Raw genomic sequence first — 18,024 nt, 5'->3', positions numbered from 1 at the left:
TCAAAATTTGAGTGTGGCTAGTCTGCTACGTAATAAGGGCAGAGTTTCTTTTTCAAACCATGGGTTTTTCTTCAACCAGATCTGATTTCTAGGTGATGGGTGAGGTAAAGGAAAAAAATGATCAGGGGCTTTATCTGCATTTTTTACCCTTTCTGTCAGGGTCTTCTGTCCTGCTGAGGCTTCCACGTGTTTTAGGTAGTAGCGTTGAGCATACTGTCCGATTAGCAGGGTTAATTGGATCGAGGGCATCTCATTTAATAGGCGCTCATGCCAAGTCGGTGCACATTCTGGTCGGGGTGGGTTGTCTCCTGAGCGTCCCCTTCCTGGATAGCAGAACCCCATAGGTACGATTGCAACTTTGTCAGCATCGTAAAAAGTTTCTTTGTCTATTTTAAGCCAATCTCGTAATCTATCGCCGCTGGGGTCATCCCAAGGTATGCCTGATTGATGCACTCGACTACCAGGAGCTTGGCCGATAATTAGGAGCTTTGATTTAGCGGATGCTTGAACTACAGGGTGTGGCCCTAAAGGGAGCTCTTTTTCGCAGAGACTGCAGTTTCTGATTTGTTTAAGCAGTTGATCCAATTATTAACCCCCGTTGCCTATATCGTTACTATCGTTTGTCTTTAATAAACAGTCCAATCCTAATGAATGAAACTATAGAGCAGTACAAAATAATTAGAAGTGCGCGCAGGAAAACAGCGGCTATTCAGGTGGATGAAAAGGGCGTATCTGTGCGTGTTCCTGTTTGGGTGACGGATCGATGGGTTCGAGATTGGGTTAATAAAAAACAGGATTGGATAGCTCGCCAACAGGCGGTTATGGCACAAAATCTTGAGTTGTTTTGTTTGAAAACTGAAAAAGGCGCTAAATTTTCATTTCTGGGCAAAGAATATGTTCTAGATTGGTGCGAAGGGGGTCGGTGGGATGTCCATATTCAGGGTGATACGTTACTCGTGATAATGGGTAAGCGGAGGTCAAGTAGCAAAGTAGACTCTGAACGAGTAGAGGCTTTTTTGAAAAAGTGGTTTAAAGAGCAAGCAGTACAGATTATCTCGGAACGAGTTTCGTATTGGGCCCATAAGATGGGTGTTCAATATAATTTATTGAAATATAAGAGTTTTAAGCGAAGATGGGGTAGTTGCTCTGCGCGAGGTGAAATTACCTTGAACTGGCGACTAGTATTTGCAGATAAAAATATTATAGATTATGTGGTTATTCATGAGTTATCACACCTCACTCATTTAAATCACAGTCCTAGATTTTGGGCCCTAGTTGAAAAGTACTGCCCAGATTGGAGAGAAAAGCGTTCTTATCTTCAATCAAAAAATGCTTGGGTTCTTTGGTGACTGTTTGTTTGAATTGTAGAATGGTTGTGTTATTTTTGAAGTGATTTCATAGTGTTAACAAACCATGCAGGGCCAGTTATATAGGCTATGCTGTTTGGAAAAGGAGTTTTAGCACTATTTAGCCAATTGAGATGGCACAGGCAGCTATAAAAATAATGAGAGCGAAAATGAGCCTATACAAGAGTATCGAGAAATCTATATTCAATACGTTGACTAAGAAGATCTTAGGTAACGTTCTGTTCTTACTTTTACCCCACATCGTTTTACTGGTTATTGGTTACTACCACTTTGAGAAGCTTGAAGAAGGCCTCTCTGGAGTTGAAGCCGCTGCTGTACCTGTAGAGCTTATTCAGTCCCATCTGGATTCCTTTGGCTTTTACGGTGCTTTAACGGTTGGATTCGCTCTTATTACAGGTATTGGTACCATCTTCTTTATGCGTCACCTATTCCTGCGTCCAATTAATGAAATGACAGATATTTTGAAGGCGATTAAGGATAAGGATGGTGATATCTCAGCGACGCTACCTGAGTATACTTACGATGAGATCTCAGAGATGGCAGAAAGCTATAATGGATTCTCTTCTAGCTTAAAAGCAATGATTGCGGAAAGCCGTCGTCGTAGTGTAAGCGTTGCACTTAGCTCAACTCGATTACAGAAAGTTCTTATCGAAGCGCAAGGTTCAGCCTCTCAACAAGAAGAGCAGGCACAGAAAGTCTTCCAATCATCTCAAGAGGCCACACAAGCCATTGATAATATTGCCGGCAGTACTCTTGAAATATCTGAACGTAATACACGCAATCTTGATGAAATTCGCACCTCAAGTAACGAACTTGGACGGGTACAGAATCAGGTTGAAGCGATTAGAGAGCAGGTGACTGATTTTCAAGAGACGGTTCATCAGCTTGAGATTAATTCCCGTAACATTACTGAGATCCTGGGTATGGTTAAGGATTTCTCAGATCAAACTAACCTGTTGGCGCTTAACGCATCGATTGAGGCCGCTCGTGCAGGTGAAGCGGGTCGTGGTTTCTCGGTCGTAGCCGATGAGGTACGTAATCTGTCTCAGAAAGTTAGCACAGCAACAAGCGAGATTGATCAAAACATTAGTCAGATGTCTTCTTTAGTAGGTAGTACACGAAACAGTGCTTCTACGATTTTGGAGTATGTTGGCTCTACAGAAGAGTTTATCGGTAGCACAAATGATCAATTCCACGGATTGGTCAGTGACTTTGAAGAATTAAACAGTCAGTTAAGTAGTATTAGTGCTGCCATTGACGAGCTGGCTTATACAAACCGTGAATCGCATAATCATGTTTCAGAAATTACCAACATCTCTACATCAATGCATGGAGAGATTGAGCAATCACGTCGCTTCTCTGAAGAGCTAGAGCACTCGACTGAGGAAACACAGGAACTGCTTTCTCGCTTCATCATCGGTTACGGTGGTTTTGAGGGCATGATCCAAACGGGTCGTCAGTGGAGTCAGCAGGTTCAAGATGCTTTGGAAGAGTTAAGCAATCGTGGTTGTAACATGTTTGATACTAACTACGTCCGTACAAATGATGGTCAGATGCCGGAGAAGTACGACACAAGTTATGCTGATCAATACGAAGCGATGATGCGTCCGTTATTCGATAGCTTTATCAATCAGCGTTCTGAGTTTATCTATGCTATTGCAGTAGATCGTAATGGTTATGCAGCAGCTCACCACACTAAAGTGTCGGAGCGCATTACGGGTAACTTTGAGGTAGATAACTTGAAGAGCCGTAACCGTCGAATCTTTGCCGGTAATCGTGCGGAAGTTCGTCGTGCATCTTCTACAGCGCCATTCTTACTGCAGACCTTCATCCGCGATACTGGGGAAATCTTGAATGACCTATCGATTCCTCTGTATATTAATGGTCAGCACTGGGGGGCTTTGATCATGGGCTTTGCCCCAGAAAACTTGCTTGATGATAAAAGTTAAATGATTAAAGACATAAAAAAACGCGGTTAATACCGCGTTTTTTTATGTCTGCTTACCCGATTACAAGTCGTAATCTGTTACCAGTTGTTCTACCAGTTGCTTTACCGTGTCGTATGATAGTGGCTTGCTACAGATGGCTGAAACACCTGCGCTTTGCACGGCTGCTAATCGACTTTCATTTTGCTCGCTAGTTACCATCAAGATTGGAACCGTCGGCTGATCACTATCGCTTCGAATATGCTCCACAAGCTCTTTGCCGTCTACATTGGGCATGTTGTAGTCAGTAATGATCAAATCATAACGACTGCCGTTAGAGATAAACTCTAGGGCTTCAGAGCCATCTTTTGCAGTATCAACTGACTGAATAGAAAGCGAGTCCAGCATCTGCTTGATGTAGTTGCGTGACATTTTACTGTCATCAACAATCAAAACTCTAAGCGCATCATATTCTTCCCTGTCACTGTCATTTTCAAAATCAGTGATGTAATCAAGCGTGCTTCTGAGAGCCATATCCATCTCTTCGCGGCTAAACGGCTTTGGCAGAATGCCAATGGCTCCTGCTTGGCGGATGGGCTCAAGATAGCGATAGTGGGTTTCAGAGGAGATTAAAAGAAAAGTGATGTGCTCTAAAGCGCCTAATCCACGCATCTGGGTCACAAGGTCTGTCCCTGTCATGTCTGGCAAATGCATGGAGGATAAAACTAAATCGGGTGGAGAAGATAGCATATGCTCGAGGGCCGGTTTAGCTTCCGAGAATTCCTCGATATTGTTAATGCCGAAACTGTTTAGATGGCCGATGATAATGTGGCGCTGAACCTTAGACGGTTCGATTACAGTGACATATATACTGCTTAATTCCATATCCTAATCCATTCACTGGTAACTTAGTGGGAGTCGCTAAGGGATAGATAGTTACCTAAAGTTTAGATCATGACAGAGATAACCCTAACAGAAAAGTGGTGAATACTGCTTTATTTTAATATTTAGTAATGTTTTTGAGTGCTTGATCCGAAAGTCGCTTTTTTTCTGGACTGCTGGTCGTTTTTTATCCGTATTACCTCCTGTTTCTGTTTGAATGTTGTGCCTTAAAGTTAATCATTAGCTTTTTAGTTGGAACTTTTTGTTAGTTGCCTGAATGATTTTGTCATATTGCTGTTCGATTGGGTCGCATTCAGGTTAGATATTGTCTAATCGATTTAAGTTGTAGCTAAATATTCAAGCTTAAATTAGGTAACTGTCTGATAAGTATTGGATAACCATTTGTAGGTCATTGTTTCTTGTGTGGGTTTTAGGTGGCTAAAAGTGTCTTCAAAGTTCATGGAGTTAAAGTACAGTTATTTATGTCATTAAATTAACGACATTAAGGAATTGTTTGCATGCTAATGCAGCTTGATCTAAATCAGTAAACTCTTATGTTTCGATGTTGTTTGTTTAATTAGGGGCGTAGGATAGGAAGAGAGAGGTAAAAAAACGGATTGATTTCTGCTTTTCGACCTCATGTGTTCCAAGCAAAAAAGGTCAGAGTAATGTGCCCAAATGGAAACGCCGATCTAACTAGGAGTTTGATTCTTAATGCTGCAACTCGCATCATCAGTCAAGATGGATTACAAGCGCTGACAGCGGGCAAGTTGATTGCAGAGGCAGGGGTTAGCAAGGGAGGGCTCTATCATCACTTTCGTACAATGACGGAAGTTGAAATTGAGGTACTCCAGCTGCTTTCTAGTAAGTTGCTCCTAACATTGCAGGGCTATCAAGCTCCGCAATCTAAGGAAGAATTCCTCGATCGGGTAGAGTCAGAGCTTTTTGATTGTTTAATTAGCCATGATGAAACTGCGCGAGCATTGTTCGGATATGTTTCGTCGTCTGTTTTTAACCAGCAGATACAAGTGCTATTACGCCAACTTCAGGATGATATCTCTCTACAGCGATTGCAGGTTCTTCAAAAGGTTAGTGTGGGAACGTCTACTGCATCGCTGCAGAATACAGTGCAGATGATTGCAACCATTCAAGCGGGTTTAATGATGCGATTTTATGTGTCTGAGGATCCTGTAAGTGTTAGGAATTACTGGAGAGCTTGCCGATCTTCGCTTGAGGGATTATTAGGGTTCAAAGAACAATCGAACATGAGTTGGGAGATCGTTCAGGCACCACCTACACCAGTTTCTTCTATCTGCTCCTAAGTAAATGAATAGACCTTGCAGCGCTGCCTGCAAGGTCATATTTCTCTTATTTATTGATTTGAAAGTTGCTCAGTCATTTGCGTTTTCAAAGTCGAAACGAACTTGTCGCTGTCTTTAAGTGCTTTAATCTCAAGCTTATCTTCATTCTCTTTTAGGTAAAGCGTGATGATCTGCACCATGTTTTCTTTGTGTTGGTTAATCTCTTCGATCTCGCGAAATGTAACGCGCGTTTCTGTCTCTTCAGATGGTACCTTTAAGAGGATTGATTTAGGTGCAATCTCCACAGACATATTTTTCATTTGATCTTTGGTTTGTTCTAGGTGGTGTTTGTACCAACTAGCTAAGATCAAACCTACACCGAGAGGGGCGAGAAGATAGATCTTGGAAAGGTTCATCATCATCAACATGAGCGCAGCGCCAACAAAGCCTAACTGGCAGTTTGTTAGTAGTGATAATTTTTTCTCAAAGAACTCTTTGTCCCAGTGATAAATAGAATCTGATTTGTCCACGCTATTACCTCTCAATAATCAGGCATGAGTCTCGCTTTAAAGGTAATCTTTTGCAAGCGTGAAAAGCAGGACAAAAGTCGTGTAACTTGATGTACTATCAAATACTCTTCGATGATTTGCTAAAAAGCTCAAAACCGCCCTACAAAATGTAAAGGAGTACTGAATGTCACGTTCTAAATTGCTGGGGTCTGTACTGGTTGCCTGCGCGCTGATAGCGGGATGTGATGATAATAAGGACGCTGCAACTACTGCCAAAAAGGATACGGCAACTCAGAAGGCTCAAAGTGCAGTTGCTGAAGCCTTAGGCGTTCTCGATATATCTGAACGTGAATATGGTGATGTAAATGCGCTAACACTCCTGTTTAATTCTCCTTTAGATCCGGATCAAAAGTTTGAACGTCATGTGGTGATTTCACCAGATATGGGTACGCCGGTGCTCAGTAAAGATGGGCGTTCTCTTCGATTTATTGGTCCAGAGCCGCTTCAAAAATACGATATTCAAATTAAACAAGGCCTAAAAAGCGCTACAGGGGCAGTGCTTGAAACAGGCGTAAGCAAATCGTTAAAGGCTAGAGATTTACCTAAGCTAGTCGCGTTCGAAGCGGATGGTGCCGTAATGATTCCAGGTAAGGTGGAATCCTTACCTCTGATTGCAGTCAATGTGCCGGAAGCAGAGATCAATATTTATCGGGTAAAGCCGGAAAGTAGCGTTCAGTTTTTTGATGAATATCAATCACTGAAAAGTGGCGATCGATGGTATTTCGACGAAGATGCCCTGGCACGTTCAGTCGATCACGTTTACACAGCACGTATTCGGATTGGAGAAGATAGAAACAAGCGTAATAGAGCCGGATTTGCCGTTGCCTCTGTCCCTAATATTGATCAAGGCGGTGTTTATTTAGCAACGGTGCGAGAGCCCGGTGGGTTTAGTTATCAAGCAACCTGGTTTAGCGTTTCTGCTATAGGTCTGCAAGCCAGAGACTATGGAAAGAGTACGACCTATATTGCCCAAAATGCTGCAACCGGAGATCTACTTAAAGGCGTAACCCTTAATATCCTTGATCGTAATAGTAAGGTGATCGCAACGGGTGAAACAGATGAACAAGGTAGCTGGCAAGTTGATAATGAGTGGCAACGAAAGAGCCCTCGCTTGATCCTAGCGCAACATAATCAGCAGGTGAGCGTTCTCAAATACCACGCACCTTCTCTAGATCTGTCTGATTATCCTGTTCATGGCAGGCCGACTAAAGAAGTAGAAATTTTTACCTTCGCCCCTCGTAATATCTACCGTCCCGGTGAGGAGTTAGTCTTTGGTTCACTTATGCGTGATCAAGACGGCAACTTACTTTCAGGGCCTTTAAAAATAGAGTTAATTAAACCCGATGCAGATTCAGCAGGAACATGGCGAATTGAGCCTTCAAAGCCAGGTTACTATGAGTTTCGATATGATTTTCCAAGTAATGCGATCTTAGGTGGTTGGCAAGCTAAAGTATTTAGCCCAGCAAGTAAGAAAAATGCGGCTTATTTTGATTTCAAAGTAGAGGCCTTTTTACCAGAGCGCCTTCGTCTGGTATTTGATCAAGCAGCATCACCGCTAAGTTTTGATCTGAACGATAAAATCAAAATACCTGTAAAAGGGGAATACTTGTACGGTGCAGTTGCTGCTGGGAATCGTCTGGATACACAGGTGACATTAAATTCGTGGACAGAACCGTTTGCAAACCTAAAAGGTTTTAAATTTGGCGTACCTTCTTCAGTAGATTGGCAGCAGTTTAGTCTATCGTCTGTAAATCTGAATGATACAGGTGAAACCTCAACTGAGTTCAATCTATCTCAATATAACCCGCAGTCTTTTGAAAGTCCGGCTCGTATTAATGTGCGCTATAGCTTGTTCGAAAGCGGCGGTCGCGCTATTAACCGATCTCGTTCAGCACTTTTCTGGCCAAAAGCTAGTTTTGTCGGTGTGAAGCCCTCTTTCGAAAATGACCAATCTGGGAAAGATGAGAAGGTTAATTTTGAATTGGTGAGAGCTGATAAACAGGGACAGTTACTGAGCTCTGGAGAGATCAAAGCAACGCTCTATCGATTGGAAGAAAAGTATTTCTGGAGTCATACCCCTGAACGCGGTTGGCACTATCAAATCGAGAAAAATGAGTACCCTGTAGCGACTGATTTTATTCAGTTAGCTTCCGATCAGCCTCAGCAATTGTCCATGCCAGTCGAATGGGGTCCATACCGTTTAGAGCTGGATGATATTTCTGGTAAGAGTAAAACCGTTTATACCTTCCAAGCGGGCGAACCTTGGTATTACAGCTGGCAGACAGCTTCGGATCGCATCCGACCTGATTTGGTGACCTTGGCGTTAGATAAAGAGTCATATCAAGCGGGAGACCGCGTTAAAGTAAAACTGGCTTCGCCAACCGAGGGCAAAGCGGTGGTGCTTCTTGAAACCGATCAGGTTCTACATTCCCAAGAAGTTCTGTTAAACAATCGTGAAGCTGAGGTGGAGATTCCTCTACCTGCAGATCTAAATCGTCACGATGTTTATATCAGTGCCTTCGTCGTCGCGCCAACCGAGCATAAAGACAAAGTAAGTAAGCGTAGTGTCGGCATTGTGCATCTGCCTTTGGATCGTGCTGATCGTGAACTCGATGTAACTATTGACGTCGCTGAATCACTACTTCCAGAAACCAAAGCTAACTTAACCCTTAAAGTCACTGACAAAGCGGGTAAGCCAGTCGAAGGTGATTACTACATCAGCCTAACAGCAGTTGATAGCGGTGTGTTAAGTGTGACGGGCTATAAGCAAGCCGATCCTTTTAACTTCTTCTACGGCCGTCGTGCTTACAACCCGAAAATCAGCGATATGTACAATGATTTAATTGAGCCTCATATGTATAAGGACGCTCAGATTCGTTGGGGCGGTGATGGTGAGCTAGAGCGTGGTGGCGAAGTGCCTCCGACTGAAGTGCAAATTTTGAGCCTATACCACTCTCCAATATCTTTAGAAAATGGAGAAGCGACGGTTGAACTTGATTTGCCAGCATTTGATGGCGAGCTGACGTTAACTGCGTTGGCGATGTCTGACAATAGCTTTGGTTTAGAGAGTGAAACAACCAAAGTTGCATCTCCCGTTGTAGCTCAGTTATCCATGCCTCGCTTTTTAGCTGTCGGAGATCAAACGACCTTGGCATTGGATTTAGCCAATGTGTCTGATGATGTTCAAAATGTATCTGTGAAGTTAACTCATCAGGGCGCTGTGAGTTTAAGGCAAGATGGTTTTGAACTGTCACTCGATAAAGGCGAGAAGCAGGTGTTGCCTTTGATTGCAGATGCAGTTGAGTTGGGCGAAGGGTTAATCAGCGCCGAGATTACTTTCGGTGATGTTCAGTTAATTCGTGAATGGGTGCTAGGTGTACGCTCGGCATATCCAGCGGTTTACGGCTCAACTATGCGTGTATTAGCAGAAGGGGAAAGCATTCAATTTCCTTCTGGAGCTATTAAAGATCTCACCAAAATCCAATCGCAATTACGTGTAGCGAATACGCCGGACCTGAATGCTCAGCAGCATTTTAAAACTCTGATGAGGTATCCGTACGGTTGTTTAGAGCAAACTACCAGTAAGTCGCAACCTTTGGCGTTGCTATTGGCGGGTGATAAAGCTCCGGCTTACACTCGTTCTGTCACTAATTCTCAATTTGAAAATGGTATTAATGCTGCGATCAGTCGTTACAGCGAGTTGCAGTTAGGAAATGGTAGTTTTGGCTTATGGGATAAATTCTCGCCAGAAGAGCATTGGTTAACGGCTTATGCGACGGACTTCTTGCTGCATTTAGATCGTTCAGGTTTTGCAGTGCCTAACGCTATGCTGACTAATGCTGTGGGTCGTCTACGTTCTTACGTACATAATCGCAAAGCGATTTCGGTTAGAACCTGGTCTGATGTCCCTTCCCATTATGAAATATCCTACAAAGCTTATGCAGCTTATGTTTTGGCAAAGCAGGGTGAAGTGACCTTAGGGCCATTGCGCGATTTGGCAGAGCAGCAACTTAATGACTCTCGCGGTGTACTACCGGGAGTGCATTTAGGGTTGGCAATTATTGAAACCGGTAGCCTGCAAGAAGGCGAAGCTCTAGTGAAACAGGCTCTGGAAAATGAAAGAGTTGAGGGTTATCTAGGGGATTATGGTTCGGTCATTCGCGATAAAGCGATGGCGATCCATACCATTCTGGAACAGCCTAATGCCCGTTCATTACACAACGTTGCCTTGCAACAGATCCCAGACCTACTAGCTCTTTTGAAGCAGCAGCGTTGGTTAAGCACACAGGAAAAGGCAGCTTTACTGCACTTGTCGAATGCCCTTAATCAAATGGATAACGAGGGCGAATGGCAGGGGAAGTTGTTTCAAGGTGAAATTGAGACGCTGCTGGAAGCTACGACCGAGCTAGGTCGTAATCTTGATAGTTCAGAACTAGCTTCTATTGTGTTCACCAATACAAAAGACAAACCGGCTTATGCAAGTTTCCATTGGACGGGTATCCCTAAACAGATGCCTAAAGAAGTGAATGAAGGGATCAATTTAGATATAGATCAATTCCGTGTCTTGGATGGCAATGCGCAATTACTGAAGAAGAATCAGGTATTAAAAACTGGCGATCTGCTGTTAACGCGTGTGAGGCTTTATAGCGAAAAACGTGTGCCAGATGGTTTATTGGTAAGTTTGTTGCCTGCTGGGGTAGAGCTTGAAAATCAGAACCTACAGCATGCGCTTAAGTTAAAAGATATTCGTATTGACGGAGAGGCCGTGTCTCAGAGGGCGATGATCTCCTATCAGGCATTTAAAGATGATCGTTATGTTGCCGCCGTTGATATTCCAGAAAAACGCGAGCAGGTGGTTTATTTCTTAAGCCGAGCTGTAACGCCAGGGCATTACTTAGTACCACCTGTACAGGCTGAGTCAATGTACAAACCGGCCCACCGGGGTGTTGCTAATAGTATTGAGTACTTAACAGTTATCCCTTAAACGAGGGCTCCTTGAATCTATGTACCTAAACGTATGCACCTTAAGCGTTTGATGTGAGGAAAGATGCGATTTGTTTTTAAATTTACCTGTTGTGTGCTTTGTCTTATCGCGGCAGGTTTATGGATAGCAAATCGTGCTTTCCCCTTACATGACAATTCAGCCGGAGGAGCAGCTACGGTTGTTCTCGACCGTAATGGCGAACCCTTGCGTACCTTCGCTGATCACAATGGCGTATGGCGATACCCCGTCTCCATTGATCAAGTTTCGCCTCGGTATATCGAGGCTCTACTTACTTACGAAGATCGTTATTTTTACCGACACCCCGGCGTCAATCCATTGAGTTTGCTGCGTGCAAGTTGGCATTGGATTAAAGAGGGTAGGATTATCTCTGGTGGTTCCACGCTGACCATGCAAGTGGCGCGTTTGCACTATCCGAGCCCGCGTAGTGTAAGGGGGAAATTGCAGCAGATATTAAGAGCATTGCAGTTGGAATGGCATCTGTCTAAAGATGAAATCTTAAACATGTATCTTAATAAGGCACCCTTTGGTGGAACCATCGAAGGGGTGCAAGCTGCTAGCTTACAATATCTGCAAAAACCAGCTTCGCAACTACGCTTTTCTGAAGCTGCTCTATTAGCTGTTTTACCTCAGGCACCTTCACGATTGAGGCCGGATAGGCATCCAAAACTAGCACAGCAATATCGAGATAAAGTATTGGATCGTTTGCTTAGCTTTCAAGTTTGGAGTGAAGAAAGTGTTAACCGGGCGAAGCAAGAAAATATCGCGGTATGGCCTCTATCCAACCCGATACACGCGCCACTTTTGAGTCGACGCTTGAAACAGTCGGAACCTGAAAACAAAGTTATACGTTCGACGATTGATAGTGGTATCCAGCAGCAGTTCTCTGATCAGATAAAGCGTTATGTATCTCGACAGGCTAAAGGCATTTCGGCGGCGGCATTGTTAGTTGATAATCAGAGCCGTCAGGTTATTTCGTACATGGGGTCTGCAGACTTTCTAAATGAACAGCGCTTCGGTCATGTCGATATGGTCACAGCGATACGCTCTCCGGGCTCCACCTTAAAGCCCTTTTTATATGGTTTGTCGCTGGATGACAGTCTTATCCATAGTGAGTCCCTATTAGCGGATGTGCCTATAGTGACTGGGCAATATCGGCCTGGTAATTTCAGCCAAGGATTCTCGGGGCCTGTATCCGCATCCTCAGCATTACAACGCTCACTTAATTTGCCATTTGTTCAAATGATACAGCATTACGATTCTCAGCGTTTTGCTAACAAACTCGATCATGTTGGTGCTTCTCTGCGAATTCCCGGTGGGCGCGCTAATTCCGCAATTATCTTAGGTGGTGCTGGCAGCTCTTTAGAGCATTTAGTAACGCTCTACACGAGCTTGGCGAATTCAGGCAGAGTTGCGCCATTAAAGTATTCTGTCGCTGGTGGAGTTGAAGACGCCGGTGATGATGAATCTGGCCAACTACCTCGGCAATTGATGAGCACCGAAGCTGCATGGATTACTTGGAATGCCCTTGCAAATATAGATCCGCCAGATCAATTTATCGATGGTTACTCTCGGGCTCACCTTCCCAAAATTGGTTGGAAGACTGGCACCAGTTGGGACTATCGCGATGTTTGGGCAGTGGGCGTATCTAAAAGATATACGCTAGGGGTCTGGCTCGGTAGGCCTGATGGTTCGCCAATGGAGAAAACTATGGGACGTGTTTTGGCAGGTCCTTTATTGTTCCAGCTCTATCAATTGCTTGAGTCCGAAGCCGATACAATCACAAAACCTGAGGATGTTGTGGAGCAGTCTGTCTGTTGGCCGGATGGTAGGGTTGTGATGTCTAGTGATCAGGCCTGTGATCAGATAAGAGTTGCTTATACGATTGCTAAAAATACCCCGCGTACTTTGGATCCTGAGCCTCTAGGGCAAAACCGATTTTATAACCCGCAATATAATTATTTAGTGGATCAACAATCAGGCTTAAGGGTGACAAGGGAGTGCGATATTGGTCCTATGAAAAGCCAATCAAGTTTTGTTTGGCCTGCAGCGATGGAGCCTTGGATATCTAAACAGTGGCGAAGGGATGAGCGTATTCCCCTTTTTAATAGCGAATGCAAAACAATCTTACAAACCAGTGCACTTTTAAGATTGCATGGAATCAACCCGCAACAGGTATATCACACCAACGGTTTGGAGATGATAGAAGTGGATGTTAGAGCCGAGGGACGTGAAGGCAGTCTTAATTGGTATCTCAATGGCAAGTTGCTTGAAGGTTCCAGCAATAAACAAAAGCTGACTCTGCAGGGAGGCCAAACTTATCAGCTTTATGTTCAAAGTATTTCAGGGGCGAGCGCTCAAATTGAATTTAGCGTCCTGTAATGACTTGAATAAAATCGTATAGCTCTACACTCCAGCACCCGATAAAATATACAGACTAACTGTAGAGGCTGTTGAATGAAAAAGTTAATTATTGGTTTGGTTTCCGCTGTTTTATGTATGCCTGTTTTCGCAGCAGACCCATATTGGGAAGAGGGTAAAACAGATCAAAGTTATGAGATCGATGTCTACCATAGCCCGACTTGTGGTTGCTGTAAGGAATGGATCACCCATCTTGAGCAACACAATTTCAACGTAAATAGTATTGAGATGCATGATGTATCGCCAATCAAGCAGCGTTTAGGTGTACCTGCTCAAGGTGCGTCTTGTCATACTGGTGTAGTAAATGGCTTGGTCGTTGAAGGTCATGTACCGGCGCAGGATATTAAAAAGTTATTGGCTGATAATTCCGATAATATCCGTTTGTTGACTGTACCAGGCATGCCATCAGGTGGCCCAGGTATGGATATGGAAGGCGCTCGAAAGGACGATTTTAAAGTCTATGCGGTATCAGATAAAAACGAAGTCAGCGTTTATTCGGAATATGCAGATTACTAAATCCAGTTTTGAATATTAAAAAGGCGAACCATAAGGTTCGCCTTTTTTGTTTTGAGATGAAATCGAAATTACTTACGAATACCTTCGATATGAAGTTCTAGGTATACAGTTTCAGCTGCAGGGCCTAGCTGGTAGTTCATGCCAAAATCTTTAGGTTGGATCTCTGTAGTACCTTCGAAGCCTGCACGGTATCCGCCCCAAGGGTCTTTTCCTTCACCTACCTTTTTCACGTCGATAGAGATCTCTTTGCTTGTTCCGTAAAGTGTTAGCATGCCTTTCATTACGCCGCTGCCATCTTCATTTGGCGTGTATGAAGAGCTAACAAAAGACGCTTTAGGGTGTTTAGCTACGTCTAGGTATTCATCGCCACGGATATGCTTATCACGCTCAGCGTGGTTAGAGTCAAACGAGTTAACATCAATATCAACATTTACTTTAGATGCCGCAGGGTTTGCAGCATCGTAGCTGAATTCACCCGAGAATGTGTTGAAACGGCCAGTTAACCAGCTAGTGCCCAAATGGCTGATGCGGAATTGAATAGATGCATGCGCACCTTTTGTATCAATAACGTAATCCGCAGCATAAAGAGGGGACGTAGTGATTAGAGAGGCTAGCGCCAACCCTTTAATAAATTTAGATTTCATCAATGTTCCTCGCGTAGCGCTAGCATGCGCTTTAGTGTTGTATCTTTATCTATGTAATGGTGCTTTATTGCAGCGAATGCATGTAATGCTGCTAGCACGATGAGTGTTGTTGCTATCAAAAAGTGAATCTCACCTGCAATATCCTCCTGCTGTTCCATTGCGAAGGGTAGTGCTGGAATACTAAACCAAGTAAAAACTTCTATTGCTCGACCATCAGCGGTAGAAATCAGGTAGCCCGAACACAAGGTAAGTAGAAGTAAAACTTCGAGCAATACATGTGCGGCTTTTGCTGCAATTGCCATCTTTTTTGGTTGCGGCAGGGCTTTTGGCGAGCGGTTGAATAAACGCCACAAGATGCGTGTAATCAACAAACCTGCTAGTAGGATGCCGATACTTTTATGCCAGATCGGCACCGTCCGGTATTCGGGATCGTAATAGCTTAAGCTTTCTATATATAAACCGAGGGGGTAAAGGCCAATAACCGATAATGCAATGAACCAATGAAGTAGGACTGGGCCCCACCCATAGCTGTCATTATCATTCAAAATTTTGTGGTTAAATGGCATCTACTTCTGTCCTCAAATTATCTTAGCTATGCAACCATAAATAACATTGTGCTGCAGTCAAGTTTACGAATCTTTACAAGTTGTTAGCGTCATCTTTTGGATTTGCTTTTCAAACTTTAATGGCTAATCATAAATGCGTCTAATGCATCTTTTATATTTCGGTTATTCGTTTAATGAATTTACGTTCGGTCGACCTAAATCTCCTCGTTGTGCTACAAGCGTTGTTATCTGAGCGCCATGTTTCTAAAGCAGCTGAACGCCTGCAGATGAGCCAACCAGCTGTGAGCAGAGCGTTACAGCGATTGCGTCAAACACTTGATGATCCTCTCTTAGTTAGAACTGGAAATGGCTATGACCTTAGTGCACGAGCTGTTGATCTGGAAAAGCAGTTAAAGCCACTGTTACAAGATGTCGCTTCGATTATGCAACCAGAGGAGTTTAATCCAGAGCTGGCTGAGGGTGTGGTTAAGCTAACCGGCTTGGATTTAGAGTTAATCCTATTGATGCCAGATGTGGTAAGGATGCTGCGCGAAAAGGCACCGAGGTTGCGGGTAGAGATTGTTTCACAGCAACCAGAGCATTTTGAATATCTCGCAAAAGGTGAAGTGCATTTTACAATCACGGGGCTATCTCCTGATTCAGGGCAAGACCAATTCAGACGCTTTCCAATTGTGCGTACAGGTCATGTTTGTGTGATGGATCAAACTAACCCTTTAGCCAGTCAAAGTTCTATAAGTTTGAATGATTATGCGCAAGCTTCCCATGGACTTGTTTCCATTACAGGGAAGGGGCCTGGAATGATGGATATCGAATTAGATAAAATCGGTTTGAATCGGAGGGTGATGCTGAGGCTCGCAAGTTTTATGTCGGTTGCCGAGTTCGGTCAGGGATCTGATCTGATTTTTACATTGCCAGAAGTAATGGCCCAGCATTTGGTAAAAAGCAGCAGCCTAGTGATTAAGCCGCTGCCTATTGAATTTGATCTACCTAAGGTTGTGCTCTACCTCTATTGGCATGAGCGCTTCCATCAAGATCCAATGTGCCGCTGGGTGAGGGCTCAGCTGTTATCGATTTTCCAGCCAGATCTATAAATGAGAACCTGACATAAGCTGCATGGTCTCATTACTCCAACTCAATGCATCATAATAAGCATCGGCATAAATTTCTTGAATATGAGGTGGCAGCTTAAAGGCCGATTGGCCAATCATGTAGAAATTGACTGCTTGCAGTAAACGCCCAGCAGGACCTTCGTAACTTGTCACTGCTTCGACAATTTCATCAGAGACGGATAGTTGCTCAAGTAAGGAGTCTTGTTCAATCTCAAGTAGAGCGTCCAGCATCGAAATTACGCCCGTAATAAAAGCGAGTTCAGAATCAATCTCTTCAGTGCGATAAGCGACGGATTCGCACATTCTTGCTGTCATTAGGATCTGTCGAATTAATTCGCTCGGTTTCTCATCATTACTGGATAGGGCAAGTAGGGTGGCCCACTTGTTGATCTCGTTCATGCCTAAGGCAATGATCGCCTGACTTAAACTTTCGATCTTATTCGGCAGGTTATATTGCGCAGAATTGACGATACGTAATAGTTTGAAGGTCAGTTGTGGGTCGCGAGATGAGATGTCTGCTAGTACTGCAGGAGTAACATCTTGATCCTGAAGCGCCGCTAATAGGTGAATTACAATGGCCTGATTAGACGTTAATTTTTTACCTTCGACTAGCGTGGGTCTAGACAGGAATGTGCCCTGGAAAAGCCTGAACCCTAAGGCATGGCAGCGCTCATACTCATCATGAGTCTCAACATTCTCAGCGAGAGAAACTACCTTAAAAGGGCGCATGCTTTCCAAGTGAGAAACAATCGCTTCATCACTATGTTTGCGAATATCGACTCGCACCATATGCGCAAGTTTAAGCAGTTCATCGTAGTCACTACTGTAAGTGAAATCGTCTAAAACTAAGCGGTAGCCAGCATCCACATATTTTTTAAGTGAGCCAAGCAATTCAGGCGTGATATTAGGCTGCTGCTTAACATCCAGAACTAAATTGTGTCGCGAAAGACTTGGTAGGCTTTCTGTACGAATAAAGCCTTCAGTGACATTCAGAAAAGCAGGTAAGGATTTTAATTTGCCTGAATCGTAGATGCTGGTGAAATTATTGATCAGAACATTACAGGATTCTTGGTCGCCTTTTAAAAACTTGGCTACAGCTTCACCATGTTCCGACTGATATAACAGCTCGTACGCCACGACATTGAGTTCGCGGTCAAAAATTGGTTGTCGGGCAAGTCCTAGCTGGTTTAAATGTTCTTCCATGTGCATTTATCCTGTTGTTTGTTCATACAACAAATCCTAGATCGTTTAACTCTAACAGCAGAGCCACTATAAAAGCCATGGTATTAAGAAACCCTTAACAAATTAATCAGTGGTTTTGTTATCTGGTCGTATCAGTATAGGTTAGATCCTAATCATCGACGGCTAAAATGAAGAGAAACATCAGGAGTTCAGTAGAGACCTTGAGGGTTGAGTCATGGGTCTGAATATGAATTTTATTTCTATAAAAACAGAGAGTTAAATAATTGCATTTGCATCTCAAAAAATCACTGGTATACTGCGCGCCTGTCTTGAGTGATCTAGCTCAGACAAGGCCCTTCAGGCCCGCTATGGTGGCCCTGCTGGTCCTTCCGCAATGATAAATCGTGAACCTGGTCAGGCCCGGAAGGGAGCAGCCACAGCGGTGGATTCATGTGCCGGAATGTGGCTGGTGGGGTCATCACCAATCCCATGGTTTACAACGTTTTTCTGCTGATTTCTTGCTCTGCTGACGCCAAGTGC

13 protein-coding genes and 1 other RNA gene are annotated in these 18,024 nt (G+C 43.7%); 8 read left to right on the top strand and 6 right to left on the bottom strand.

Features of this window, described 5'->3' with window-relative positions; translation table 11 throughout:
- On the bottom strand, positions 1 to 585 hold the full coding sequence (locus tag ACMXYU_RS09375; RefSeq protein WP_415898437.1) for a uracil-DNA glycosylase family protein: 585 nt from the start codon (positions 583 to 585) through the stop codon (positions 1 to 3).
- Between the two features lie 62 nt (positions 586 to 647).
- Between ACMXYU_RS09375 and ACMXYU_RS09370 the strand changes: the two genes are divergently transcribed.
- A complete protein-coding gene (locus tag ACMXYU_RS09370; RefSeq protein WP_415898436.1) occupies positions 648 to 1,349 on the top strand; it encodes a M48 family metallopeptidase in 702 nt (233 codons plus the stop codon).
- 167 nt (positions 1,350 to 1,516) lie between these two features.
- On the top strand, positions 1,517 to 3,316 hold the full coding sequence (locus ACMXYU_RS09365) for a methyl-accepting chemotaxis protein (protein ID WP_415898435.1): 1,800 nt from the start codon (positions 1,517 to 1,519) through the stop codon (positions 3,314 to 3,316).
- A gap of 60 nt (positions 3,317 to 3,376) precedes the next feature.
- On the opposite strand, the gene ACMXYU_RS09360 is transcribed toward ACMXYU_RS09365, so the two are convergent.
- Positions 3,377 to 4,177, bottom strand: coding sequence for a response regulator (locus ACMXYU_RS09360; RefSeq protein WP_415898434.1), 801 nt, complete (start codon positions 4,175 to 4,177; stop codon positions 3,377 to 3,379).
- Positions 4,178 to 4,842: 665 nt separating this feature from the next.
- Here ACMXYU_RS09360 and ACMXYU_RS09355 point away from each other — a divergent pair.
- Complete coding sequence (locus ACMXYU_RS09355; protein WP_415898433.1) at positions 4,843 to 5,496, top strand: TetR/AcrR family transcriptional regulator; 654 nt, start codon at positions 4,843 to 4,845, stop codon at positions 5,494 to 5,496.
- 50 nt (positions 5,497 to 5,546) lie between these two features.
- On the opposite strand, the gene ACMXYU_RS09350 is transcribed toward ACMXYU_RS09355, so the two are convergent.
- The gene (locus tag ACMXYU_RS09350; RefSeq protein WP_415898432.1) at positions 5,547 to 6,005 is read right to left on the bottom strand and encodes a hypothetical protein; all 459 of its coding nucleotides are present in this window, start codon (positions 6,003 to 6,005) and stop codon (positions 5,547 to 5,549) included.
- A 163-nt stretch (positions 6,006 to 6,168) separates the two neighbouring features.
- Here ACMXYU_RS09350 and ACMXYU_RS09345 point away from each other — a divergent pair, with 163 nt between their 5' ends.
- The 3 genes from ACMXYU_RS09345 (at position 6,169) to ACMXYU_RS09335 (ending at position 13,983) form a co-directional block, all read left to right on the top strand.
- Positions 6,169 to 11,028 (top strand): alpha-2-macroglobulin family protein, encoded by a 4,860-nt coding sequence (locus ACMXYU_RS09345; protein WP_415898431.1) that lies wholly within the window; start codon positions 6,169 to 6,171, stop codon positions 11,026 to 11,028.
- A gap of 63 nt (positions 11,029 to 11,091) precedes the next feature.
- Entirely contained in the window at positions 11,092 to 13,428 is a 2,337-nt protein-coding gene (gene pbpC / locus ACMXYU_RS09340) for a penicillin-binding protein 1C (RefSeq protein WP_415898430.1), read from the top strand.
- A gap of 75 nt (positions 13,429 to 13,503) precedes the next feature.
- Positions 13,504 to 13,983 carry a DUF411 domain-containing protein gene (locus ACMXYU_RS09335; protein WP_415896351.1) on the top strand — a complete coding sequence of 160 codons (480 nt, stop codon included), beginning with the start codon at positions 13,504 to 13,506 and terminating at the stop codon, positions 13,981 to 13,983.
- 68 nt (positions 13,984 to 14,051) lie between these two features.
- Here ACMXYU_RS09335 and ACMXYU_RS09330 read toward each other — a convergent pair whose 3' ends face one another.
- Both ACMXYU_RS09330 and ACMXYU_RS09325 read right to left on the bottom strand, forming a co-directional pair.
- A complete protein-coding gene (locus tag ACMXYU_RS09330) occupies positions 14,052 to 14,627 on the bottom strand; it encodes a YceI family protein (protein WP_415894188.1) in 576 nt (191 codons plus the stop codon).
- Entirely contained in the window at positions 14,627 to 15,193 is a 567-nt protein-coding gene (locus ACMXYU_RS09325; protein ID WP_415881478.1) for a cytochrome b, read from the bottom strand. Before ACMXYU_RS09325 ends, ACMXYU_RS09330 begins: the two co-directional genes overlap by 1 nt.
- Positions 15,194 to 15,366: 173 nt before the next feature.
- On the opposite strand from ACMXYU_RS09325, the gene ACMXYU_RS09320 reads away from it, so the two are divergent.
- Entirely contained in the window at positions 15,367 to 16,284 is a 918-nt protein-coding gene (locus ACMXYU_RS09320) for a LysR family transcriptional regulator (RefSeq protein WP_415898429.1), read from the top strand.
- On the opposite strand, the gene ACMXYU_RS09315 is transcribed toward ACMXYU_RS09320, so the two are convergent.
- Positions 16,279 to 17,505: an EAL and HDOD domain-containing protein gene (locus tag ACMXYU_RS09315; protein ID WP_415898428.1), complete on the bottom strand. Its 1,227-nt coding sequence runs from the start codon at positions 17,503 to 17,505 to the stop codon at positions 16,279 to 16,281. The genes ACMXYU_RS09320 and ACMXYU_RS09315 overlap by 6 nt on opposite strands.
- 357 nt (positions 17,506 to 17,862) lie before the next feature.
- Here ACMXYU_RS09315 and ffs point away from each other — a divergent pair.
- Positions 17,863 to 17,959, top strand: an RNA gene (gene ffs / locus ACMXYU_RS09310) — signal recognition particle sRNA small type.
- Positions 17,960 to 18,024 lie beyond the last annotated feature (65 nt).

This window comes from Neptuniibacter sp. QD48_11 (assembly GCF_047778095.1).
In the GTDB taxonomy this organism is placed as follows: Bacteria; Pseudomonadota; Gammaproteobacteria; order Pseudomonadales; family Balneatricaceae; genus Neptuniibacter.
This window is presented reverse-complemented; position numbering and strand designations above follow the sequence as displayed.